Origin of the sequence: Vibrio tapetis subsp. quintayensis, from assembly GCF_030409945.1 — a bacterium.
GTDB lineage: Bacteria > Pseudomonadota > Gammaproteobacteria > Enterobacterales > Vibrionaceae > Vibrio > Vibrio quintayensis.
Genome location: NZ_JAUFQV010000007.1, coordinates 98,068 through 120,895 on the forward strand (window position 1 = coordinate 98,068; position 22,828 = coordinate 120,895).

Annotated in this window: 23 protein-coding genes; 7 read left to right on the forward strand and 16 right to left on the reverse strand. The window is 43.3% G+C overall.

Annotation, left to right across the window (positions count from 1 at the left end; all coding sequences use genetic code 11):
* Positions 1 to 10 precede the first annotated feature (10 nt).
* Positions 11 to 424, forward strand: a complete 414-nt coding sequence (locus QWZ04_RS02325; protein WP_290324576.1) for a hypothetical protein — start codon at positions 11 to 13, stop codon at positions 422 to 424.
* Positions 425 to 532: 108 nt separating this feature from the next.
* Here the strand turns inward: QWZ04_RS02325 and QWZ04_RS02330 are convergent, their stop codons facing one another.
* Complete coding sequence (locus QWZ04_RS02330) at positions 533 to 2,404, reverse strand: methyl-accepting chemotaxis protein (protein ID WP_290324578.1); 1,872 nt, start codon at positions 2,402 to 2,404, stop codon at positions 533 to 535.
* 292 nt (positions 2,405 to 2,696) lie between these two features.
* Between QWZ04_RS02330 and QWZ04_RS02335 the strand changes: the two genes are divergently transcribed.
* Positions 2,697 to 3,917, forward strand: a complete 1,221-nt coding sequence (locus QWZ04_RS02335) for an ammonium transporter (protein ID WP_290324579.1) — start codon at positions 2,697 to 2,699, stop codon at positions 3,915 to 3,917.
* A gap of 164 nt (positions 3,918 to 4,081) precedes the next feature.
* Complete coding sequence (cobB, locus tag QWZ04_RS02340) at positions 4,082 to 4,813, forward strand: Sir2 family NAD+-dependent deacetylase (RefSeq protein ID WP_290324580.1); 732 nt, start codon at positions 4,082 to 4,084, stop codon at positions 4,811 to 4,813.
* A gap of 111 nt (positions 4,814 to 4,924) precedes the next feature.
* On the opposite strand, the gene QWZ04_RS02345 is transcribed toward cobB, so the two are convergent.
* The 5 genes from QWZ04_RS02345 to potA form a co-directional block, all read right to left on the reverse strand.
* Positions 4,925 to 5,968, reverse strand: coding sequence for an extracellular solute-binding protein (locus QWZ04_RS02345; protein WP_290324582.1), 1,044 nt, complete (start codon positions 5,966 to 5,968; stop codon positions 4,925 to 4,927).
* Between the two features lie 139 nt (positions 5,969 to 6,107).
* Complete coding sequence (locus QWZ04_RS02350; protein ID WP_290324584.1) at positions 6,108 to 7,145, reverse strand: extracellular solute-binding protein; 1,038 nt, start codon at positions 7,143 to 7,145, stop codon at positions 6,108 to 6,110.
* A 115-nt stretch (positions 7,146 to 7,260) separates the two neighbouring features.
* Positions 7,261 to 8,031: a spermidine/putrescine ABC transporter permease PotC gene (potC, locus tag QWZ04_RS02355; protein WP_290324586.1), complete on the reverse strand. Its 771-nt coding sequence runs from the start codon at positions 8,029 to 8,031 to the stop codon at positions 7,261 to 7,263.
* Positions 8,031 to 8,885, reverse strand: coding sequence for a spermidine/putrescine ABC transporter permease PotB (gene potB / locus QWZ04_RS02360; RefSeq protein ID WP_290324587.1), 855 nt, complete (start codon positions 8,883 to 8,885; stop codon positions 8,031 to 8,033). The genes potC and potB overlap by 1 nt, the downstream gene beginning before the upstream one ends.
* The gene (gene potA, locus QWZ04_RS02365; protein WP_290324769.1) at positions 8,872 to 9,990 is read right to left on the reverse strand and encodes a spermidine/putrescine ABC transporter ATP-binding protein PotA; all 1,119 of its coding nucleotides are present in this window, start codon (positions 9,988 to 9,990) and stop codon (positions 8,872 to 8,874) included. Before potA ends, potB begins: the two co-directional genes overlap by 14 nt.
* A gap of 297 nt (positions 9,991 to 10,287) precedes the next feature.
* Here potA and QWZ04_RS02370 point away from each other — a divergent pair, with 297 nt between their 5' ends.
* The 4 genes from QWZ04_RS02370 (at position 10,288) to ttcA (ending at position 13,692) form a co-directional block, all read left to right on the forward strand.
* Positions 10,288 to 11,100 carry a DUF2189 domain-containing protein gene (locus QWZ04_RS02370; RefSeq protein WP_290324588.1) on the forward strand — a complete coding sequence of 271 codons (813 nt, stop codon included), beginning with the start codon at positions 10,288 to 10,290 and terminating at the stop codon, positions 11,098 to 11,100.
* Positions 11,093 to 11,938 carry a glucosaminidase domain-containing protein gene (locus QWZ04_RS02375; protein WP_290324589.1) on the forward strand — a complete coding sequence of 282 codons (846 nt, stop codon included), beginning with the start codon at positions 11,093 to 11,095 and terminating at the stop codon, positions 11,936 to 11,938. The genes QWZ04_RS02370 and QWZ04_RS02375 overlap by 8 nt, the downstream gene beginning before the upstream one ends.
* Positions 11,939 to 11,941: 3 nt before the next feature.
* Positions 11,942 to 12,592, forward strand: a complete 651-nt coding sequence (locus tag QWZ04_RS02380; RefSeq protein ID WP_290324590.1) for a DUF2987 domain-containing protein — start codon at positions 11,942 to 11,944, stop codon at positions 12,590 to 12,592.
* 206 nt (positions 12,593 to 12,798) lie between these two features.
* Positions 12,799 to 13,692 (forward strand): tRNA 2-thiocytidine(32) synthetase TtcA, encoded by an 894-nt coding sequence (gene ttcA / locus QWZ04_RS02385; protein WP_290324591.1) that lies wholly within the window; start codon positions 12,799 to 12,801, stop codon positions 13,690 to 13,692.
* A 67-nt stretch (positions 13,693 to 13,759) separates the two neighbouring features.
* On the opposite strand, the gene uspE is transcribed toward ttcA, so the two are convergent.
* From uspE to ccoN, 10 genes are all read right to left on the reverse strand, one after another.
* Entirely contained in the window at positions 13,760 to 14,701 is a 942-nt protein-coding gene (uspE, locus tag QWZ04_RS02390) for a universal stress protein UspE (protein WP_290324593.1), read from the reverse strand.
* A 151-nt stretch (positions 14,702 to 14,852) separates the two neighbouring features.
* Positions 14,853 to 15,599: a fumarate/nitrate reduction transcriptional regulator Fnr gene (fnr, locus tag QWZ04_RS02395; protein WP_290324594.1), complete on the reverse strand. Its 747-nt coding sequence runs from the start codon at positions 15,597 to 15,599 to the stop codon at positions 14,853 to 14,855.
* 99 nt (positions 15,600 to 15,698) lie between these two features.
* Positions 15,699 to 16,370: a sulfite exporter TauE/SafE family protein gene (locus QWZ04_RS02400; RefSeq protein ID WP_353958843.1), complete on the reverse strand. Its 672-nt coding sequence runs from the start codon at positions 16,368 to 16,370 to the stop codon at positions 15,699 to 15,701.
* Positions 16,360 to 16,536: a cbb3-type cytochrome oxidase assembly protein CcoS gene (gene ccoS / locus QWZ04_RS02405; protein ID WP_290324598.1), complete on the reverse strand. Its 177-nt coding sequence runs from the start codon at positions 16,534 to 16,536 to the stop codon at positions 16,360 to 16,362. Before ccoS ends, QWZ04_RS02400 begins: the two co-directional genes overlap by 11 nt.
* A gap of 3 nt (positions 16,537 to 16,539) precedes the next feature.
* Positions 16,540 to 18,909: a heavy metal translocating P-type ATPase gene (locus QWZ04_RS02410; RefSeq protein WP_290324601.1), complete on the reverse strand. Its 2,370-nt coding sequence runs from the start codon at positions 18,907 to 18,909 to the stop codon at positions 16,540 to 16,542.
* Positions 18,910 to 18,912: 3 nt separating this feature from the next.
* Positions 18,913 to 19,392: a FixH family protein gene (locus tag QWZ04_RS02415; protein WP_290324603.1), complete on the reverse strand. Its 480-nt coding sequence runs from the start codon at positions 19,390 to 19,392 to the stop codon at positions 18,913 to 18,915.
* An 84-nt stretch (positions 19,393 to 19,476) separates the two neighbouring features.
* Positions 19,477 to 20,445 carry a cytochrome-c oxidase, cbb3-type subunit III gene (gene ccoP, locus QWZ04_RS02420; RefSeq protein ID WP_290324605.1) on the reverse strand — a complete coding sequence of 323 codons (969 nt, stop codon included), beginning with the start codon at positions 20,443 to 20,445 and terminating at the stop codon, positions 19,477 to 19,479.
* Positions 20,445 to 20,636, reverse strand: a complete 192-nt coding sequence (locus tag QWZ04_RS02425; protein ID WP_290324607.1) for a cbb3-type cytochrome oxidase subunit 3 — start codon at positions 20,634 to 20,636, stop codon at positions 20,445 to 20,447. Before QWZ04_RS02425 ends, ccoP begins: the two co-directional genes overlap by 1 nt.
* A 9-nt stretch (positions 20,637 to 20,645) precedes the next feature.
* Positions 20,646 to 21,266: a cytochrome-c oxidase, cbb3-type subunit II gene (gene ccoO, locus QWZ04_RS02430; protein ID WP_290324609.1), complete on the reverse strand. Its 621-nt coding sequence runs from the start codon at positions 21,264 to 21,266 to the stop codon at positions 20,646 to 20,648.
* A 12-nt stretch (positions 21,267 to 21,278) separates the two neighbouring features.
* Complete coding sequence (gene ccoN / locus QWZ04_RS02435; RefSeq protein WP_290324610.1) at positions 21,279 to 22,706, reverse strand: cytochrome-c oxidase, cbb3-type subunit I; 1,428 nt, start codon at positions 22,704 to 22,706, stop codon at positions 21,279 to 21,281.
* Between the last annotated feature and the right edge of the window lie 122 nt (positions 22,707 to 22,828).

Consider the following 22,828-nt stretch of genomic DNA (forward strand, 5'->3'; position numbering starts at 1 on the left):
AGATGGACAGATGAATAATAATCGAGGTATTTGGGTTGCGTATTTTGCCAGCCTGCTTACACCTTTCACCTTTTTGATTTCAGGTATTGGCGCGATTCTTTACGCGGGTTATCGGTTAGACAAAAATGAAGATGGCGATGTGGTTAATTCGCATTACTACGGGTTGATCCGTAGCTTCTTCTTGTACCTTACATTTTTTGTGGTGCTGATCGTAACGGTTGCTACTTCTAACGGTGTGTTAGCTGGGGTTCATAATTACTGGTATAAAGCATCCTGGATTGACTCAATTCGCTATGTGATCCCATATGTTGGCGCTGGATTTGCGGTTGTCGCTATTGCGGTCTGGATGTTCAGAATCGTTAAAGGTATGAAGAAGCTGCAGCAAAATTTACCGTTAGAAAAGTCGAAAGGGCCGAATCTGTAAGTTGGAAGAACGCCAATAGAAAACAAAAAGCCCCAAATCATTTCAACCGTATGTTGTGAAATAATTTGGGGCTTTTTTATTGTTTACACTTTGTGCTTGTAACGAAGATTAAACGACAAATCGACCTAAGATTGAATCTTGTTGCTCGATTCGTTGTTGCTGTTCATCAACCGCAGAGACCGCACCATTTGCCAGTGTGGATACTTCAGTAGAAAGATCCTTAATTTGCAAAGTGTTAACGTTGATTTCATCCGCAACATGGCTTTGTTCTTGGGCAGCCGTTGCGATTTGCATGTTCATTTCGCTGATGACACCGATGCTTTCTTTGATTCGGTTTAGCGCATCACTTGCTTTAGACGACTCTTCTACCGCAACCGAAGCCATACTCGCACTTTCTTGCATCACTTTGGTCACCCCAGACGCGCCCGTTTGAAGCTGTGTGATCATTTCTTGAATCTCAGAAGTAGACTGCTGTGTGCGGCTAGCGAGATTTCTTACTTCGTCTGCAACGACAGCAAAACCACGACCACTTTCACCGGCTCTCGCAGCTTCAATCGCGGCATTGAGTGCAAGTAGGTTGGTTTGTTCGGCAATTTCACTGATGACACGAAGGATGTTTTCGATGTTATCACTGGCCGATTCCAGTTCACTTACTTTAACCACGGCTTCTGATATTCGGTCTGCAAGTTGTGTAATCGATCGTTGAGTATTGCTCACGATCTCGTCTCCCTCGACGGTGGCATTGTCGGCGACTGACGCCGAATCTGATGCCGACTGGGCACTATTTGCAACGTCTGACGCTGTTACAGACATCTCGTGCATCGCGGTTGCTAACATTTCGAGCTGTTCCATCTGCTTAACCATGGCAGCCGAAGATGTACCTGCACCGTTAGAAATCATGCCGTTATTGTTTTTGATTTCTCCGCCAATGACCTGCAGTTGTTGAACCATGGTCTGCAGTGATGAGGTAAAGGCATTAAACCCAGTTGCCAGTTCAGAGAATTCCTGGTCTGTATTGGTTGAAAGTCTTTGTGTTAAGTCACCTTCGCCATTTGCAACGTCATTAATGGCTTTATTTAGGCTTTCTAACGGCCGCAACAGGCGAATGGTGACCATGGAAACAACAAAAACACTAAGAACAATAGCGAGCAAACCAAACAGGATATTCGCCTTGTTAATGGAAGTAAGTTCACTGTATGCCGCCGCATGACTCACCATCACGCCGACTTTCCAGCCCTGGGTGCCTGCTGGCATCATTTTTATTATCTGATCTTGCCCTTGGATGTTGGCAATTTGCAGCGAGTCATTGATTGTTATAGTTGGAAAGACGTCTTGAAGCTTTTTACCGTTGTATTGCGAATTAGGATGAGCGACAAAAGTACCGTCAGGGCTAAGAACGAAACTGTGTCCATCGCCGACAAGTTTGATCTTATTGATCTGTGTTGCCAAATCTTTAAGGCTTACATCAGCAAATAGGCTTCCCACAAACTGCCCGTTATTTTTAATGGGAGTGGCTAAGGATACAACCATTTCATTGGTAACATCATCAAAATACGGTTCAGTAACGTTAAACGTCCCGGTTGATTTGGCCGTGGTGTACCAAGGTCTTGTTCTTGAATCGTAGCTAGAGTCTGGTAGCCAACTTGGGTCGTTTTCAACCAGTGACCCATCAGACTCATAACCCAAACCCACGACGATAAAAGATTGTTTAAAAGTGGTCGTGTCTAAAATAGTGCTCACATGACTTTTATCTAGCGGTGCTAACTCGATCAAATCTGAAATGGATGAGGTCAGTACTGAATTTTTAGACAGCTCCGACTCAACCGCAAGTTTTGATTCATCTAAGGCTAACGTGATGTTTTCATTTACGCTTTTTTTAACGTAATCAGAAATGGAAAAATATTGGTAGGTTGAAAGGCAGGCGACGGCGCCAATGACACACATCGACGACGCAATAACGATTTTGCTCTTGAACTTCATTTAGACTCTCCAGACGCTTAAAATTCAGTCAACTGAATGGGTATTTATAACCAAAATGGTCCAGTTGCTCTCTATTTGTGCAATGCACCAAGTAATCACAATGATGCACTTAAATGGTGCAGTTGAGCAGTAATCCTATGCACCAATAATGGGTACTGATCGTATAGTAATTCATTATATTCAGCCAGTTATATATATAAGTGATTAAGTTAACAGTATTGGTATACAACTTGCAGATATCGAATGCAAAAGGAAATTGCATGATAATAATTATACTGGGAGTTTTTTCACAATGAGCAATTCAATCAGTGAAGTGCATGGCGCGGTTCAGACACTTACACAAAGCTCGGACACACTTTTTCTCTTGCTGGGTGCGATCATGGTATTTCTGATGCATGCCGGTTTTGCATTTTTAGAAGTCGGAACCGTGCGTAAGAAAAACCAAGTCAATGCACTGGTTAAAATTCTCGCCGATTTTGGTGTGTCGACCATTGCGTACTTTTTTATTGGCTATTGGGTTGCCTATGGCGGAACATTTTTCGCTGATGCAGAAACATTGTCTGCGGGCAATGGCTACGAGTTAGTGAAGTTTTTCTTCTTGCTGACTTTTGCTGCTGCAATCCCTGCCATTGTGTCCGGAGGTATTGCCGAGCGTGCTCGTTTTTACCCAATCCTCCTTGCTACATTTTTTACCGTTGGCTTGGTCTATCCGTTGTTTGAGGGGATGATTTGGAACGGAAATTTTGGTGTGCAGTCGTGGTTTGAATCGACGTTTGGTGCAGGGTTCCATGATTTTGCTGGGTCAGTTGTAGTACATGGTGTTGGCGGATGGATAGCATTGGTTGCAGTGATATTTTTAGGCATGCGTCGCGGGCGAATTCGTGCTGGTAAGCACACAAACTTCGCGCCATCTAATATTCCGTTCTTGGCACTAGGTGCTTGGATTTTAAGTGTTGGTTGGTTTGGCTTTAATGTGATGTCGGCACAAACACTCAATGGAGTGAGTGGTTTAGTGGCCATGAACTCTCTGATGGCAATGACTGGCGGAATTTTGGCTGCCTTGGTTGTTGGTAAGAATGACCCCGGCTTCATTCATAATGGGCCGTTAGCAGGATTAGTTGCCGTGTGTGCTGGTTCTGATTTAATGCATCCACTGGGTGCGCTTATTACTGGTCTTGTCGCTGGGGCGGCGTTTGTTTGGTTGTTTACGCACTTACAGAACAAAACAAAAATAGATGATGTATTAGGTGTATGGCCACTTCATGGTGTTTGTGGTGCTTGGGGTGGTATTGCCGCTGGTATCTTTGGTCAAAGTGCACTGGGTGGTCTTGGCGGTGTGAGCTTAACCGTGCAGATCTTGGGAACGGTATTAGGTATTTGTGTTGCTGTGATTGGCGCATTGATTGTTTATGGCACATTAAACCTTGTAACAGGCTTAAGGCTTTCTGAAGAAGATGAATTTAACGGTGCGGACTTAGCGATTCATAAGATCAGTTCAACCAACGAAGACTAACTCCTGCCGATAACATAAAAGTCGCGTTGCTTTTATGACTTCATTTATTTAAAAGAGCGATCATGATCGCTCTTTTTTCGACTATGGTCTATACTCACACGTCTTCTGATGTTGTTACATTGATGTTAAGGTAACTAAAGTAGTGATTCAGTTAAGGAAGCAGCATGGACTACCCGTATCGAAACATCGTAATCTTAACCGGAGCCGGGATTTCTGCGGAGTCAGGAATTCAAACATTTAGAGCTCAGGATGGCTTGTGGGAAAACCATAAAATTGAAGATGTTGCAACACCAGAAGGATTCCATAAAGATCCGCTATTGGTGTTAGATTTTTACAATCAAAGACGAAAAAAGCTTCAGGATAATTCGATCCTCCCTAATGCTGCACATATTGCCTTAGGCAAACTTGAACAGCAAATAGAGGGCAGCGTAACGGTTATAACGCAGAACATAGATAATCTACATGAAAGAGGCGGCACCAAGAATATTATTCATATGCACGGTGAGTTGCTTAAATCTCGCTGTTCTGAATCTAATCAAGTCATTGATTGCTCGGATGACATAAACATCGACGATCTTTGTCATTGCTGCCAAATTCCGGCACAAATGCGTCCTCATATTGTATGGTTTGGTGAAATGCCCTTAAGGATGGGGGATATTTATTCTGCCATTGAAGCTGCCGATCTGTTTATTTCAATTGGTACATCGGGCGTTGTTTATCCGGCTGCTGGTTTTGTTCATGATGCCCGAATGCATGGCGCTCATACTATCGAAATAAACCTAGAACCGAGTGCAGTAGAGAGCGAATTTGAAGAAAAGCGTTACGGTAAAGCAAGCATTGAAGTGCCTAAGTTAGTAGAAGAGTTACTGAGTGTTCCTTCGGCATTACGCGCTTAGCAATTTTTTATACCTTTAGAGTATTTAACGTTAAGTTTCTTAATAGCGCACACAATAAAAAAGAGCAGCTTTCACTGCTCTTTTGGCTATTTCTTTGATGAATCTGCCTGATTACATGTCGACTTTTAATTTCTGGAAGTACTCTTCATAGAGCGAACTTGCTTCACCAACCTCATCTTGCCACTCGCCTGAGTCCATAATGTGCTGTGGTGGGAACACGTTAGGATCTTCAGAAAACGATTTAGGTAGCAGAGGGTAAGCCGATTTAACTGGAGTAGGGTAACCAATCTCCAAGGCAATTTTTGCTGCGTTCTCAGGGCGAGTTAAGAAGTCGATCATCTTATGTGCAGCATCAGTATGTTTAGCGCCTGCAGGGATTGCAATGCTATCCATCCAGAAAATTGCGCCTTTTTCCGGCCATACGATATCTATTTGAGCGCCTTCCTGCCTTGCCATGTAGGCAGAGCCGTTCCATAACATGCCGATAGAGGTTTCACCCGCTAGGTATGGGTTAGCAGGGAAGTCAGAGTTAAACACTAATACGTTAGGCATTAGCTTTTTCAATTCAAGGTAAGCGGCCTTTATTTCTTCAGGGTTAGTGGTGTTACCTGAATAGCCAAGCTTGCTCAATGCAATATGAAAGACTTCACGAGAGTCGTCCATCATCATTAGCTGGCCAACCCACTTACTGTCCCACAAGTCTGCCCATTTTGTTACCGAAGACTTATCAAGCATGTCTGCGTTAATACCAATACCAGTCGCGCCCCAAATGTAAGGAATCGAGTATTTGTTATCTGGATCGAAAGGCTTATCAAGATAGTTAGGGTCGAGATCTTTAAAATGAGAGAGCTTTGACTTGTCAATTTCCTGCAACATGCCTTCTTTACGCATTTTTGAAACGAAATACGTAGACGGCACAACTAGGTCATAACCTGCACCTTGGGTTTTCAGCTTGGCATACATGCTTTCATTCGACTCATAAGTCGAATAGAAGACTTTTATTCCGGTTTCTTCGGTGAAATCTTTAAGCACTTCACTTGGAATGTACTCAGACCAGTTATAGAAATATAACTCTTCGTCTGCAGCTTGAGCAGAAAAGGAAATAAAAGTAGCAGCACTGATAATACCAGCAAATAGCTTCGAGCAATTTTTCATCTTTACGCTATACCTGAATGTATATGAATGGTGGGGTTTATATCACTAGGCGGATATTGAGGGGCATATTGTACTGCAAATGGAGCAAATGAAAAAGGGCAGCTTGACGCGACCCTTTGATTAATTGCAATTGTGAGGATTATTGACCTGCTTTAAGCTTCATAAAATAGTTTTCATAGCGTGTCGTTTTGTCACCAATAGCATCTTGCCATTCAACACGGTCGAGATCTTCTTGTGATGGGAAGAGTGCTGACACGTCTTTAAATTTGTCATTAGACTCTTTAACTGCGGTTAGGTAACCTGCGCTTTGTGATATTTGCTCCGCGATTTCAGGCCTTAACAAGAAGTCGATCATCTTATGTGCAGCTTCTACATTATTTGCCCCTGAAGAAATGGCAAAGTTATCTACCCAGCCAATTCCACCTTCTTTTGGAAATATCAGCTGTAATGGCAGTTCTTCGGCTTGTGCGGCAGCAGCTGAACCGTTCCAAAGCATGCCAACTCCGACATCCCCAGCGAGATATGGGTGAGCAGGGTTATCAGAGTTAAACAGCAGTACATTAGGCATAAGCTTAACCAACTCTGCATAGGCTTGGTCTATTTCATCGTTGTTGGTGCTGTTACCCGAGTAGCCGAGCTTTCTTAATGCAATGTGGAAAACTTCACGGGTATCGTCCATCAACATGATTTGCCCTTCGAGCTCCGGAGACCAAAGATCAGCCCAACTGGTAAAGTCTTTTGGATCGTACATGTCTGTATTCACGGCAAGGCCAGTTATTGCTACTACATGAGGAATGGAGTAAGCATTGTCAGGATCGTATGGCTTATCTAAGTAGTTACTGTCTAGTTTAGAAAAGTTTGTTAATTTGGTCTTATCAATTTTTTGTAGCATGCCTTCATCGCGCATTTTTGCCACGAAGTAGGTAGAGGGTACAACCAAGTCATAACCTTTATTATGCGTTTTTAGTTTGGCATATAGGGTTTCGTTCGACTCATACGTTGAGTAGATGACTTTGATGCCGGTTTCATCGGTGAACTGCTGTATGAGTTCGTTGGAAACGTATGGCCCCCAATTCATGAATACCAGCTCTTCATTTTTATCATTCGCGCTTACCGGTGATACTGACAAAGAAAGCGCACATGCACTACCAGCTAAAAGAGTAGCCCATTTTTTCATTTACGTTAGCTCCAAAACAAACGTGGATAGAAAAACAGTACGGACAATTCGCCGTACTGTTTGATTGTTGCATCAAAGTTAGATGAACTTAGTACTGTTAATTTATTGAGTCCGACTACTTAATCTTCTCTCGAGCGAGCAACTGAGATATAACAACTAACACCAGTGACACAATCAACATGATAGTTGCGAGTGCATTCACCTCTGGTGAGATACCTACCTTGACCATTGAATATATTTTCAACGGTAATATTTCGTAAGTTGGGCCAGTAACAAAAGAGCTAATGATCACGTCGTCAAGTGAAAGGGTAAAGCTCAATAACCAACCCGCCGCGACGGCGGGTTTCGCTAGTGGCAGAAGTATTTGTTTCAATATTACCCATTCACTCGCGCCAAGATCTTTTGCGGCTTCTAGCATCTTAACGTCAAAACCATTAAGTCTTGAGTAAACCGTTACGACGACGAACGGCAAACAGAACGTTATGTGGGCGAAGAACAGAGTTAAAAAACCAAGTTCAAACCCGACGACTAAAAACAGGGCCAGCAATGAAATGGCCATGACAATATCTGGCGACATCATAACGATAAACAGTAAGCCGTTAACTAAGCCCTTGCCTTTAAATCGATAACGAAATAAGGCGACTGCCGTTAAACTACCAATGACGGTGGCAGCTGTTGCAGAAAACACGGCTACGGTGATTGAGTGCCACGCTGCCTGCATCAAACTGTCATTGTTAACCAGCGACTCGTACCACTTAAATGTAAAGCCACCCCATTTCATACCAAACTTATTGGCGTTAAATGAGTTGGCAATCAAAACAATGATTGGGAGGTATAAGAATGCGTATACCAAGCCCATGAAACCAAATTTGGCGCTCTTTCCCATTATTCTAATTCCACTTTCTTGTTCAGTAATTTACCCGCCCGGTAATAGGCATAAAGCATGACTGCCATTGCGAACGTTAGCGCAATGCTCGTCGCGGCCCCAAAAGGCCAATCTCGTGCATTAAGCACTTGGCTTTTAATTACGTTACCGATGAGTAAGTTCTTAGCTCCGCCTAATAAGTCAGAGATGTAGAACATGCCAAGGGCTGGTAATAATACCAATAAACAACCACCAATAATGCCTGGCATAGTTAGCGGTAATACCACTTTCATAAATGTCTGAAACTTGTTTGCACCTAAGTCTCTTGCGGCTTCAATATACGTTCCATCGAGCTTCTCAATAGCAGAGTAGAGTGGCAATATCATGAATGGCAGTAAGATATATACTAGGCCAATCATAACAGCCGTTTCGGTGTACATAATGCGCATTGGTTTATCTATGATTTCTAATGCGATTAGGCTCTTATTTAAGATGCCTTGAGTACCTAATACTATTTTTAGCCCATAGGTGCGGATCAGTGAGTTAGTCCAAAATGGGACTATCACTAAAAACAGCATAAACGGACGCCACTTCTGTGGCATTTTTGCCACGATGTAAGCAAATGGATAACCAATCGCTAAGCACAATAATGTCGCGACAATCGCCATATAAAACGAATGCCACAGCACTTTAAAATACAGTGGGTCTGCCAACCTGATGTAGTTATCGAGTGTAAAAGTCATCTCGATAAGGTTAGCTTCATCTCTGGTTAAAAAGCTGGTACCAATGATCATCAGGTTTGGTAACAACACAAAGACTACTAGCCAGCCTACAACGAGCCCAACTATTGCATTCTGTAAATTAAGCTTCTTCATCCGCCAGTACCACTTCCCAGCTTTCAACCCATGTAACCGCGACTTTTTGCCCTAACGAGTGATCAACGTCGGGATCATCCTCATTAAAGAACTCACTCACCATCACGCGCAAACCTGACTCTAGTTCAACAACTGAGTCAAGTGTCATGCCTTTATATGTACGCTCAACAACGTGGCCGACAATGCCTTTTTGTTCAGACTCTTTGATTTCTTCTAACCGAAGATCTTCGGGTCTTAATAGCACCTGCAGCAGTTGACCTTGTTCAATCGGCTGATCGTAGTAAACCACAGCATTGATGCCTTCAATTTCAGCTTGAATGCGTTTTTCGTCCAAACGCTCGATCGCTTTAGTATGGAATACGTTTATCTCGCCAATGAACTTTGCAACAAATAGATTCTTTGGCTCTTCATAAATTTCGCGGGGCGTACCGTCTTGCTCAATATTACCGTCTTTCATTACGATAATGCGGTCAGACATGGATAACGCTTCTTCTTGATCGTGAGTAACAAAAATGAAGGTGATACCCAACTGACGTTGCAGTTGTTTTAGTTCAATCTGCATTTGTTTACGTAACTTGTAATCCAATGCCGATAAAGACTCGTCGAGCAATAACACTTTTGGCTTATTAACTACGGCACGAGCAATCGCAACACGCTGCTGTTGGCCACCAGAGAGTTGATGTGGTTTTCTCTGCGTCATGTGATCGAGTCGCACCATTTTCAGTGCCTCCACAACACGCAGTTCAATCTCAGAAGAGGCCACTTGCTGCATCTTTAAGCCAAATGCGACATTATCGAACACCGTCATGTGTGGGAATAATGCATAACTTTGAAATACCGTATTTACATGCCTCTGTTCAGCAGGAACTGAAGTGACATCCTGACTTGCAAGATGAATACTTCCGCTGTCAGCGGTTTCAAATCCAGCGATCATCCTAAGCACGGTTGTTTTACCGCACCCCGATGGACCTAATATAGTGAGGAATTCACCATGGTTTACATTTAGGTTCAAATTGCCAATGATCTGCTTTCCGTCAAAACTCTTACTAATGTTAGTAAGTTCAACTACATGTGTTGGTTTTTTCAATGTCTGTCTTTCTCCTATACAAGCCTAAAAACCGAGGCCATAAGTACGCTACGAATCGGGCACGCATAATAAGTCCCATCTTCTGATCCGCAAAGAAATTTCTTACTCTGAAACAACTTTTTTTTGCGTCTTTTATGCAATAAGTTCTACCATACTCGATAGAGGGCAATGGTTTTTCAATAACTGTCTAATTATTCGCCATTATCGCAATAAAAAAAAGTGCTTATTGCATACTTCTTGTTACGAGTTGGCGACCTTTAAGTATAATAGCGAGCATACTCAATCTGGCAGCCTTCAACCTGCCACGGAAATATTATGAATAACGAAGATATAGAAAAAGACTTTAACCTTGGCGGTAGTGTAGAAAAGGCGCTTTCAGGTGATTATGAGCTTAGCCCAACAGCTGTATTTCAAGAAGCTTGGAAACAGACTATTAAGCACTTTTTAACGTTCTCTCCTGCGATAGTTTTTCTCATTTTTATGCAAGCGGTGATTTTCTATATCGCGTTGAAATTGCAATTAGGTGATCCGTCCGTGCTATTGGAAGCGGTTAAAGATCCCCTGTTATTTGACGAACGAATTCTTCAGTCGATTTTTATGGCCAACTTTAGCTATGAAGTGATCAGCGCGCCACTGTATGCGGGTATTAGCTTAATGGCCATGAGCCATGCTGCAGGATTAACGACAAGGCCTCGTCATATGGCAAAGGGTTTACAGTTCACTATTCCGGTTATTATCGCTACGTTGTTTAGTTTGATGCTGCAAGCCATCGCGAGTGTGTTGCTGCCGTTTGTTTCTTTTTACCTAACAATGGCTTTTAGCCTATCGATTCTGCTTATCTGTGAAAAACGTGTTGCGCCTTTGCAATCTATGTTGTTGTCGCTCAGAGCCATTAATAAGAAGATTTTCCCAATTGCGGGTATCTACATGATGGTAACGCTGATGTTTGTTGTGGCGACGCTCTTTTATGGTATTGGTCTGATTTTTGTTGTGCCGTTCTTCTTCCACGTGAAAGGGATTTTGTACCGCAATATGTTCGGAATTCGTTTGAAAGTGGTTGCTTCAGACATGCCAGCAGCGACTGATTCAGATTCAGGTCGTAATAACCCGGGTTCATTTGATGCGTAATAAGGTTTCTTACGCCATTGGTATCAGCGCCCTGATGGGCTTATCTGGAGTTGGCCTTTTGCTATCTGAAGAAGAGCAAGAGCAGCCTAGTTCAGTAAGATCAACCACCGTTGAAATACCAAAAGAGCCACAATCACCTTTGGTTACTGTCGGTGATAAGCCAGATTTCAAGGCATTTACTGATGTAAACGAGAAAAAATCAGCCTTTTTTGGTTATCTTAAACCGAAGATAGATATTGAAAACAAACGTGTTTTAAACGAACGAAATGCATTGTTGGCTGCTAAAAGTGCACTGGCAGATGCTTCACTAACGAGCGAGCGCCGCAGTTATATAACCCGCATTGGCAAAACTTATCAGCTTTCATTATCTGAGGGGGCTGAGTTAACACTGGAGTGGATTGATCAGGCTCTTGAACGTGTGAATGTATTGCCTCCTAGTATGGTAATGATCCAAGCCGCTAATGAGTCTGCTTGGGGAACATCAAGGTTTGCAACTCAAGCTAATAACTTCTTTGGTCAGTGGTGTTATCGAGAGGGCTGCGGGCTCATTCCATTACAACGTAACGAAGGGGCGAGCCATGAAGTGGCTAAGTTTTCTTCAGTTCAACAATCGGTTAATGCCTATTTTATGAACATTAACCGTAATCGAGCTTACCAGAATTTACGAATTAAGCGTTTGGCGTTGGAAAAAGAGGGAGCTTCTCTACAAAGTGACGACACAGCACTCGCACTAATCAATGAGTTAGGTCAATATTCAGAGCGCGGTTCGGACTACATCAGCGAGCTCCAAGCAATGATCCGTCACAATAGTAAATTTTGGTCAGAGAATGGAAGTTAATTAATGAAATTGCCAGTTACGAGTTTAATCCTGCTGTCTCTCGCAGCATCGTTTCCATTGCATGCGCAGGAATACATGTTTACTTATTCCAAGTTGTATTCACAGATGAAGAATAACGCTAAAGAAGGGCATGATGATGTTCGTCTGGGTATGTTCTTCTTAAATGCAGAAACCAAGAAATTATGCCCGCTAACGAAAGCATGGATGGAAAAAGAAGAGCATTATGAAGAACTTGATACGTCAGGTTTTGAATTCAAAGTGCCTCTTGACAGTAATTTAAAAAGTGCTAACCCGCTAGTGTATGTGCAAATGGGCACCGAAGTTCAGTGCGATTTCTCGATGGTTGTAATGGCTAATGAACAGTTAAGTGGTGAAGTAACTTATCAAGACATTGAAAAACTGTTACCTCAAATGCAAGTGATGCTAGAAGATTTAGGCGGCATGTTCGCCAGCTGGTTTACTCCAAATGTCGAGGGCGTCACGTTAGAGTTTGCTGATGGATTTAATGGCAGCATTGATGCTTCTAACGGTAAGTCCTTTGATATCATCGACGGACGAGCTTACGTAGAACTCGCCAAACTTGCTCCAGGTGCCAGCTTAATGCTACCAAAGCCGACAACACGGGTTTTACCTTGGTTGCCTAATGCAAATTGATCTTTAATCTAGCAGAGTCGCCTTCAATCGTTAGACCATCGTATCGGTGGTCTATTTAATTCCCAATCATTCTTGGCCTTGTCTAAGTAAAACTTGTCTCGATTGATGTGTTCCAACCTTTAAAAAAAATCCGTATAATCCACGCCCTAGAACGCATCCCACTAAGAAATCAGCCGTCGAACCAATTGGCTACACGAGAAGTTGTAATGAATCAATTAGATAGTAAGAAAGAAACTCTGGAATTCAACAAGCTCCAAAAACGTTTACGAAAAAACGTTGGCAACGCGATCGTTGACTACAATATGATCGAAGAGAACGATGTGGTGATGGCGTGCATTAGCGGCGGCAAAGACTCTTTCGCGATGTTAGATATTTTATTGAAACTGAAAGAGGTAGCGCCAATTAAATTTGACGTTATCGCTGTAAATTTGGACCAAAAACAACCAGGTTTCCCCGAGCACATACTGCCAGAATACTTTGAAACATTGAACATTCCTTACTATATCGTTGATAAAGACACCTATTCTGTCGTTAAGGAAAAAATACCTGAGGGTAAAACCACTTGTGGTTTATGTTCTAGACTGCGTCGTGGCACTTTATATTCTTTCGCTGAGAAAATTGGAGCCACGAAAATCGCATTAGGCCACCACTTGGATGATATCGTCGAGACCATGTTTTTGAACATGTTCCATGGTGCAAGGCTAAAAGCAATGCCACCTAAACTTCGTTCTGATGATGGACGTAATGTTGTCATTAGGCCATTAACATACTGCCGCGAAACTGATTTGATTGAATACGCTGAACATCGAGAGTTTCCAATTATTCCATGTAATTTATGTGGCTCTCAGGAAAACCTACAGCGCCAGAGTATTAAAGCGATGTTGATCGATTGGGATAAGAAAACTCCTGGTCGTGTAGAGCAAGTTTTTAAGTCCATTCAAAATGTAAGCCCTAGCCAGTTAGCGGATAGAGCTTTGTTTGATTTCATCAATTTGCCGATTGATAGAGAAGGTGAACGAGAAGAATATGGCTTTAGCGAAGCGGAAGTCTCTTCGTCTAATATTGATGAGTCTCTGTTTATTGATGTGACCAACGTTTAGTATTGCACTGATATTGGAACAATATATTTAAGGCGACCAAAGGGTCGCCTTATTTTTTGTTGCCCGTTTATTGGTTGGGATCTAACGGGCTAATATAGCCACTTGGCTTAAACGCCAATACGTCACACGTAATCTTATCGATGACGTGCTCAGCTGTGTTGCCAATAAAGACTGCGGATAACCCAGTGCGCCCAGTGGTACCTAATATGACAAGCCCTGCATGTAACTCTTTAACCACAGCAGGAATGACTTCTTCAGGTAAGCCTTGTTCAACGCGGGTATTTTCTTCATCAAGCCCGTGCTTTTGCCTTAGCGCTTTCATTGACGTTAAGTGATGCCCACGTACCGCATCGGTATAGCTCGCAGGATCAAACTCTGGCAGTTCAATTGTGATGTTAGCAGGAGTAACAGGGTAGGCATTAACCAATACTGGACGAGCATTAAGTCTGTGAGTGATGTCTTTTAATTGCTCAACCATAGTGTCATTGAGACCTAAGTGAGTCGGGTTTTCTGAGCCTGCGTGTACAGATGCAATAACGTATCCATTAACCGGCCAATCGTGATCTTTTACTAGTAATACTGGGCAAGGGCATTTCCGCAACAAGTGCCAGTCGGTTGGTGTGAAAATGACCGACTCAAGCAAGTCGTGCTTGCGTGTCGCTTTAACGACAATTTCATGTTCTCCACTGAATACTTCGCCAATAATGGCTTCGTATGGGCGGTTATGCCAAACCACTTTTACATCTATATTGATTGTGTCGTTTAAATAAGGTTGCGCCACTTCTTTCATCCAAGTTTCTCGTTGCTGAATGACGCCTTTACGCATGGCATTGCGCTCGTCAACGGAAAGCATCGAGGTCATTTCGTACGAGAAATCGTAGATGGATAAGAAAAAAGTGATGTGGCTTTCTGAACGGCTGCTCTCGCTGAGTTGTATTGCTCGTGCGAGGGCGGGTTGCTGATCGCTATTTACATCAGCGATAACGAGGATCTTATTGTAAATACTCATAACCAGCTCCTTATAAACCAATTGGTTAAAGACAATATCTAATTAAACTGTAGCTTAATCAAGAAAAAGTTTTTAGCAAATTCGAAGGAATTGGTAGAGAAATATGAAGTGGCTCATTTTTGAGCCGCTTCATGAATAGAAAAGGGGGGAGTTAACCTTTACTGACGCCAGCAAGATCTTGCAATGCGCTGTGATCGATGATGGTAATGTACTTACCTTTTACGCTAAGAATGTCAGACTTTTGGAAGCGCCCTAATAGACGACTGATGGTCTCGACCGTCAATCCTAGGTAGTTTCCGATATCACCACGTGTCATCGTCAGTCTGAATTCACGAGGACTAAAGCCTCGTTGAGAGAAACGAGTAGACAGGTTATAAAGGAATGCTGCTAACCTTTCTTCTGCATTTTTCTTCGACAGCAACAAAATCATTTCTTGATCGCCTTTGATTTCGTTACTCATCAAACGCATAATTTGCTGCCTTAGCTTTGGCATCTTGCCAGACAAATCGTCGAGGATTTCATAAGGAATTTCGCAAACCATCGATGTTTCAAGAGCCTGAGCAAAGCTCGGGTGCTCGTTATCATTGATTGCGTCAAATCCTACAAGATCTCCCGCTAGATGAAAGGCTGTGATCTGTTCATCGCCCTGTTCTGTGATCGTATAGCTTTTAATTGTCCCAGAACGTATCGCGTAAAGTGATTTTAGCTCATCACCGGCTTTAAATAGTTCTTGGCCTTTCTGGATCGGCTTCTTACGCTCAATGATTTCATCAAGCTGATCCAGCTCTGATTCATTCAACGTAAAAGGGATGCAAAGCTGACTAATACTACAATCTTGGCAATGAATTGCACATCCGCCAGACTGGATTCGTTTTGTCGCAGGTTTATCAGATATCATAACTTCCAAGCACTAATTTGATATACATCAATATTTTAACACTTCTAAACCCTAAAGGATAGATAAAAATATTATAAGAAAACAACAAGATATAACAGATTATGACAATAATATCAGCGCGTCATACCCGGAGTAGATACCATAAGCTAGCAATAGTAGGGCGCCTATTTGGCGAAAAGTTGGTGACCTCTGCAAACTTTGTATCTTGGTGGCGCCAAACCCGATCATGACCATCGATGGCAATGTTCCCAAGCCAAATGCGAGCATGATCATCGCACCACTAACGGCGTCACCAGCGACCGCCGACCAAGTCAACATTGAGTAAACTAGCCCACAAGGAAGCCAGCCCCAAACCATACCAAATGGAATGGCGTGCCAAGGCGATTGTAGCGGCAAAAGCTTGTTACCCAAAGGCGATAAGTGTTTCCAAAGGTGTTGCCCCATTTTTTCAATAAATAGTAGTCCAAACCACCACTTACCAAGATACAAGGCGAGCAGAATCATGAATATTGCCGCAAGTAATCTTAAATAGACAAAAGCATGATTGTAGTCTGCTACCTCTGCTATCGAAGATACCGTTCCGCCAATTAACGCCCCAGCAATACAATAGGTGAGCAGACGGCCCAAGTTATAACAAAGGGTAATGAATGTAGTCCTATTGCTGGAATTGCTACCCAAAGACATCGCAGAAGCAATGCCTCCACACATACCCATACAGTGGCCAGCGCCTAAGAATCCGACCATTAAAGCGGCGATCCAATCATTCATCAGGATCGTCTTTCTGCTTTTTACGTGGTTGGTCTTCATCAAACAATATATTGTGCCCCTGCCGCTCTAAATCTTCAAACTGCTCACTTCTTACTGCCCACAGGAATACGGCAACGGCTAGGCATACCAAGACGATAGCGATCGGGATTAAAATAAACAAGCTTTCCATTTTTTAGCCTTTATCTTTAAGCAGTCTGAGTGAATTAGAGACGACGATAATCGAACTTGCTGACATACCAACAACGGCAATGTACGGCGCAACTAAGCCTGCTACGGCTAGCGGCAGTATCAATAAGTTGTAACCTAAAGACCAAGCTAGATTTTCCCTGATGATCTTACGTGTTTTCAAGGCTAGGTGTCGTGCGATGATCAATTTGTCTAGTCTATCACCTAGTAACACCATATCTGCAGAGGCTTTAGCGACATCGGTTCCTCCACCCATAGCAACGGAAAGATGAGCGCCTGCCAGAATAGGAGCATCGTTGATGCCATCACCAATCATCAAAGATACTTCGTCGGCCTTGAGGGTTGATAAGAAATTTAGTTTATCTTCCGGCGTAGCACTTGCGACAACCGATGTGATTCCCATAGCTTGAGCCACTGGTTCTGCGTGCTCTATGGAATCACCGGTCAATAGCGTGGTTTTTACGCCAACTTTTGATAATTGTGTGATAAGCGTTTCACTTTCTTTTCTAATTGGGTCTTTATAGAAAAATGTTGCTTGATGAACACCATCAATAGATAAATAAACGGAAGGTAACGTTGACCCTTTAGAACCGGCCAACACGAATTTTTCGCTGCCTAACTTACACATTTGACCATTCAAGTCGCCTTGAACGCCAAAGCCAATCAAGTTTTCAACGTTGGTCACTTCAACATTAGACTGTAAGTATTGCCCAAATGCTTTGGCGATAGGGTGGTTAGCATGCTGCTCCATTGACGCAGCGACAGCCAAACACGTATCTACGTCAAGTTGACCATGAATTTTTACGTCTGTAATCGCGATATTGCCCTCGGTCAACGTGCCGGTTTTGTCGATAACGAGGTGGTTTACCTTGCATAAGGTCTCAAATACATGACCTTTACGTAGTAATATACCGAGATTTCCAAGTCTCGAAGTCGCACATGTGATCGCGGTCGGCGTTGCCAGAGATAAAGCACATGGGCACGTAGCAACTAATACTGCGAGCATTATCCAAAACGCATCTTCTGGTTTAGATTGATGCCAATAGAACCAGGTTCCAGCGGCGATTATCAGGATTACAGCGACGAAGTAGCGAGCAACAACATCTGCGATTTCGGCAATTTTTGGCTTAGACATTTGAGCTTCATCTTGCAAACGCACAATGTGAGAAATCATGGAGTCGGCTTTTTTTGTCGTTACTTCCAATTCAAACGATTCATCACCATTAAGTGTGCCAGCAAATACGCTATCGCCTTGTTGCTTAACAACAGGAACGGATTCACCAGTAAGCATGGCTTCGTTAATGTGTATTCGACCTTTTAATACCATGCCATCAGCCGGAATGTGGTCTCCTGGTAATACTCGGATTTGATCGCCGACGATAAGCGATTTTACTGGTGTTTGACTGCCATCCAGTTTCGTTGCGATAGCAGGAACGAGCTTAAGGAGATTGGCGCTCGCTGCTGCTGCTTGTCTTCTTGCTCGCATTTCGAGAAAACGCCCCAAAAGCAAAAAGAAAGTGAACATTGAGATCGACTCAAAGAATACTTCGCCATTTTCCGTGACAGTTGCCACTAGGCTGGCTGCGTAAGCAAAAATTAGTGCTACCGAAACCGGAACATCCATCCCCAAAGTTCGGCCTTTAAGGCTCCGCCATGCGTTTAAGTAAAAAGGAAGCGCTGAATAGAGCAATACAGGAGTGGCGAAAATAAGGCTGACAACACGAAAATACTGTTTAAATTGGGGATCAAGGTCTCCAAACACTTCTAAATACAAAGCGACGGCAAGCATCATCACTTGCATCGTCGCTATGCCCGCAATACCGAGACGGTAGAGGTATTGCTTCATTTGGCGGTGGTAAGCAGCTTCTTGATTATCGGCTTCGAAAGGGGCAGCTTTATAACCTAACTGGTGTATTGCCGCTAGCAGTTCACTCAATTTGGCTTCTGATTTAGACCAACTCAATAATGCACGATTGGTAGTCGTGTTGACGCGAATGGAAACAACGCCTTTATGATGAACAAGTTGTTTCTCGATTAACCAAGCACATGCAGCGCACGATACCCCCTCAAGAGATAAGGTAACTTCTGAATACTCGTCTGTTTGTCGAACAAACTCGCCTTGAACTTCTTCATTGTCGTAATGAATCAAGTTTCGGAGTTGTTCGGGAACAAGATCGGCCTTTTCAGCTGGGGCTGTTCGGTACTGATAATAAGAGACTAAGCCGCTCTCAACGATTGTTTTTGCTACCGACTCGCAACCAGGGCAACACATGTCTCGGTCTTGCCCCAATATTTCGACGATAAAATCGGTGTTTGCTGGGACTTCTTCACCACAGTGATAACACGCTTTATCCATGATCTATTTCATTAATGCTGTTGGAGATTCAGAAGGGAATTCGACCTTTCCTTGTATTAGCCATTGCTGGTTATGAGGTTCAAGCTCAACAAACCAAGGGCCCGAGATCTCTTTTGGTAACGAGAATTGGTAGTTTCCTTGGCCATCAGCAGATAGCGTTTTCTGAAAATCACGGTCAGGTAACGTACGGTGAGTAAAATAAACGATCAAAGCAGGGAAGTGTGGTAGCTCGCCTTTGTCGAATTGGACAATAACGGAGTTTTGTTTCGAAAGCACCATCGCACCAAGATCTAGCTCTTTGGCTGCATTGATTTTGGAAAGATCAATATTGATGCCTTTACCTTTTTTATAATAATCCTCTGCGACAAGTGAAACCGCATTTTTAGAAAACAAACCAAGCGTAACAAAACTGCCAATGACGACAGATGCTGGTAATGCGATTAGGAACCACGGCCAAAACTGTTTATACCAAGGGGTTATCATAAAAAAAATCTCAACTACAAAACATAGATTTAACTTAAAGAAAAGACAGCCCCTTGAACAGGGGCTGTAGTGAAATGTTACGATTTATTTGTTACTTAGGCTCCAAACATAGGCCGATACGAGCTGAACTTTGTCTTCACCCATAATATCTTTCCATGCCGGCATCACGCCTTGACGTCCGTAAGCCACAGTTTGAGTGATGGCTTCACGAGTGTCGCCAAATAACCAGTCTTGGTCTGTTAGGTCAGGAGCACCAAATGCTGGGTTTCCTTTACCATCCGTACCATGACAAGCAGCACACGCAGCAAAACGAGCTTTACCGGCTTCGGCTTCACGCGCATTGACTTTACGACCTGCTAGGCTAAGAGTGTAGGTAACCACCTCTTTCACGCCTTGCTCACCAAACGCATCACCCCATGCTGGCATTGCGCCAATACGACCATGCAGGACAGTATTCACGATTGCCTGAGGTTCACCGCCATATAGCCAAGCGTCATCAGTCAAGTTAGGGAAACCAATTTGACCACGAGCATCAGAGCCGTGACACTGCGAACAGTTTTGCAAGAACAGACGTTGACCCACTTTAAGCGCTTCTTCATCACCCGCTATCTCAGGGATAGGGCGTAACTCACCAGTACTTGTGAAAGCCAGCTTTTTATATGCTTCACCAAAGTTGGTTTGGGCATCATCTAGCTCCATCGCGTACTGATCAATACGTTTCTCACTGTGAGAACGTGCAACCGATGCGCGAGACTCTTCTAGGCTACGTACTTCTTGGTCGGAACTTGTCCAACCTAATACGCCTGCAAAGTTACCAAGTCCTGGGTACAGAACCAAATAAACTGCAGAGAAGATGAACGTGCTGATGAACAAATAAGTCCACCATTTTGGAAGCGGGTTATTTAGCTCACGAATACCATCGTATTCATGACCCATGTCTTCGCCTTCCTCAACGCCCATTTTGTCTTTTACACACCAATAAAGCAGTGCTGCACAGCCAACAAGAGTGCCGATGGTAATTACGCTTATCCAGATACTCCAGAATGTACTCATTACTTAGTCACTCCCTTATCTGCTTCTTGGGCTTCTTGGGCTTCTTTGTTTTGCGGTTCGTCTGCAAAAACTAAGTTAGCGGCTTCATCAAAGCGAGATTTACGGCTTTTACCATATGCCCACCATACGACTCCTACGAAGCTAATGAAAAGCAATAGAGTCCATATACTATGAATAGTACCGATATCCATATCTGCTCCTTATTTCATCGCGTGGCCAAGAGACTGAAGGTAAGCGATGATGGCGTCCATCTCGGTTTTACCTGCAACATCTTGTTTCGCGTTGGCTATTTGTTCATCCGTGTAAGGGACACCAAACTGGTTTCGGAATACTTCCAGCTTACGTTGTGTCAACTCACCGTCTAAGACGTTTTCTTCTAACCAAGGGAAACCTGGCATATTCGATTCAGGAACCAATTGGCGAGGGTTGATTAGGTGAACACGATGCCACTCATCAGAGTAACGTTCGCCAACACGAGCCAAATCAGGACCTGTACGCTTAGAACCCCACAAGAATGGGTGTTCCCATACACTTTCGCCCGCTACAGAGTAGTGGCCGTAGCGCTCGGTTTCTGAACGGAAAGGGCGGATCATTTGGCTGTGACATACGTTACAACCTTCACGAATGTAAATATCGCGACCTTCCATTTCCAATGCAGTATAAGCACGTAGGTTTTCTACAGGTTCTGTGGTTTGCTTTTGAAAAATCAGCGGTGTGATTTCTACTAAAGCACCAAAACTAATAGCCACAACAATCAGTATCGCAAGTAACCCAACGTTCTTTTCGACTATTTCATGGCGATTTTTTGAATTAGAACTCATCTCGTCATCTCCTTAAGCCGAATGAACGACAGCTTTTAGGCTATCTTTAGGTGCGCTCACGGTCTTATAAGTGTTATAAGCCATTAGGAACATGCCAGATAGGAAGATGAAACCTCCTACAAAGCGTACGAAGTAGAACGGGTAAGACGCTTGTACTGATTCTACAAAGCTATATGTTAACGTACCGTCAGCATTTACTGCGCGCCACATCAGACCTTGCATTACTCCTGAGATCCACATTGCTACGATGTAGAGAACGGTACCGATAGTTGCTAACCAGAAGTGTACATTGATTAGGCTAACAGAATACATACGTTCTTGACCGAACAAGCGTGGTACTAGGTGGTAAACAGAACCGATAGAAACCATTGCAACCCAGCCTAATGCACCAGAGTGAACGTGTCCGATAGTCCAGTCAGTGTAGTGAGACAATGCGTTAACCGTCTTAATTGCCATCATCGGGCCTTCAAAGGTAGACATACCATAGAAAGACAATGAAACAACCAGGAAGCGCAAGATAGGATCATGACGAAGTTTATGCCATGCGCCAGATAGCGTCATAATACCGTTAATCATGCCACCCCAAGAAGGAGCGAATAGAACTAACGACATAACCATACCTAGAGACTGAGTCCAATCTGGTAATGCTGTGTAATGAAGGTGGTGAGGACCAGCCCAAATATACAACGAAACCAAGGCCCAAAAGTGAACGATAGACAAACGGTAAGAGTAAACTGGTCGTTCAGCTTGTTTAGGTACAAAGTAGTACATCATTCCGAGGAAGCCAGCAGTCAGTAGGAAGCCTACTGCGTTGTGACCATACCACCACTGAACCATGGCATCGACCGCACCAGAGTAAATCGAATATGATTTACCTAATGAAACCGGAACAGCCAAACTGTTCACTATATGCAAGACGGCTACGGTGATGATGAAGGCACCAAAGAACCAGTTTGCCACATAGATGTGTGAAGTATTCCTCTTTATTAATGTTCCGAAGAACACTACCGCATACGCCACCCAAACGAGTGTGATAGCGATATCAATCGGCCATTCTAATTCTGCGTACTCTTTACCAGACGTAAGTCCTAACGGTAAAGTGATTGCAGCGGATAAAATTATGGCTTGCCAACCCCAAAAGGTGAAGGCGACCAAAGGACCACCAAATAGACGTGTTTGACAAGTACGCTGAACAACATAATAAGATGTTGCAAACAGTGCACTGGTACCAAACGCAAAAATTACCGCATTAGTATGCAGAGGACGTAAGCGACTATACGTCAACCACGGCGTATCAAAGTTGAGCTGTGGCCAGACTAATTGAGCGGCGATTAAAACACCAACTGCCATCCCGACAATTCCCCAAAGTACGGTGACTAAGGTAAATTGACGTACTACGGTATAGTTGTAGTTGTGTTCCAGCTGCTTTTCTTGGCTCATTTGCATGCTTCCAATTTTTAATTAACTACACTTTTACTTTCAATTCGACATAATGTCGTAATGCTACCCAATCCAAACTAGGAATTTTCGATTTATCATAATGTTAATTCCGTTTACGATTT

Bases quoted from the DNA above. Each gene is read 5' to 3' on its own strand.
- QWZ04_RS02335 (WP_290324579.1), top strand. From the start codon at position 2,697: ATGAGCAATTCAATCAGTGAAGTGCATGGCGCGGTTCAGACACTTACA.
- ccoN (WP_290324610.1), bottom strand. From the start codon at position 22,706: ATGAGCCAAGAAAAGCAGCTGGAACACAACTACAACTATACCGTAGTA.
- QWZ04_RS02410 (WP_290324601.1), bottom strand. From the start codon at position 18,909: ATGGATAAAGCGTGTTATCACTGTGGTGAAGAAGTCCCAGCAAACACC.
- QWZ04_RS02325 (WP_290324576.1), top strand. From the start codon at position 11: ATGAATAATAATCGAGGTATTTGGGTTGCGTATTTTGCCAGCCTGCTT.
- ccoO (WP_290324609.1), bottom strand. From the start codon at position 21,266: ATGAGTTCTAATTCAAAAAATCGCCATGAAATAGTCGAAAAGAACGTT.
- QWZ04_RS02370 (WP_290324588.1), top strand. From the start codon at position 10,288: ATGAATAACGAAGATATAGAAAAAGACTTTAACCTTGGCGGTAGTGTA.
- potB (WP_290324587.1), bottom strand. From the start codon at position 8,885: ATGAAGAAGCTTAATTTACAGAATGCAATAGTTGGGCTCGTTGTAGGC.
- ttcA (WP_290324591.1), top strand. From the start codon at position 12,799: ATGAATCAATTAGATAGTAAGAAAGAAACTCTGGAATTCAACAAGCTC.
- QWZ04_RS02345 (WP_290324582.1), bottom strand. From the start codon at position 5,968: ATGAAAAATTGCTCGAAGCTATTTGCTGGTATTATCAGTGCTGCTACT.
- QWZ04_RS02350 (WP_290324584.1), bottom strand. From the start codon at position 7,145: ATGAAAAAATGGGCTACTCTTTTAGCTGGTAGTGCATGTGCGCTTTCT.
- QWZ04_RS02375 (WP_290324589.1), top strand. From the start codon at position 11,093: ATGCGTAATAAGGTTTCTTACGCCATTGGTATCAGCGCCCTGATGGGC.
- QWZ04_RS02415 (WP_290324603.1), bottom strand. From the start codon at position 19,392: ATGATAACCCCTTGGTATAAACAGTTTTGGCCGTGGTTCCTAATCGCA.
- cobB (WP_290324580.1), top strand. From the start codon at position 4,082: ATGGACTACCCGTATCGAAACATCGTAATCTTAACCGGAGCCGGGATT.
- QWZ04_RS02330 (WP_290324578.1), bottom strand. From the start codon at position 2,404: ATGAAGTTCAAGAGCAAAATCGTTATTGCGTCGTCGATGTGTGTCATT.
- QWZ04_RS02380 (WP_290324590.1), top strand. From the start codon at position 11,942: ATGAAATTGCCAGTTACGAGTTTAATCCTGCTGTCTCTCGCAGCATCG.
- ccoP (WP_290324605.1), bottom strand. From the start codon at position 20,445: ATGAGTACATTCTGGAGTATCTGGATAAGCGTAATTACCATCGGCACT.
- ccoS (WP_290324598.1), bottom strand. From the start codon at position 16,536: ATGGAAAGCTTGTTTATTTTAATCCCGATCGCTATCGTCTTGGTATGC.
- potC (WP_290324586.1), bottom strand. From the start codon at position 8,031: ATGGGAAAGAGCGCCAAATTTGGTTTCATGGGCTTGGTATACGCATTC.
- fnr (WP_290324594.1), bottom strand. From the start codon at position 15,599: ATGATATCTGATAAACCTGCGACAAAACGAATCCAGTCTGGCGGATGT.
- uspE (WP_290324593.1), bottom strand. From the start codon at position 14,701: ATGAGTATTTACAATAAGATCCTCGTTATCGCTGATGTAAATAGCGAT.
- QWZ04_RS02425 (WP_290324607.1), bottom strand. From the start codon at position 20,636: ATGGATATCGGTACTATTCATAGTATATGGACTCTATTGCTTTTCATT.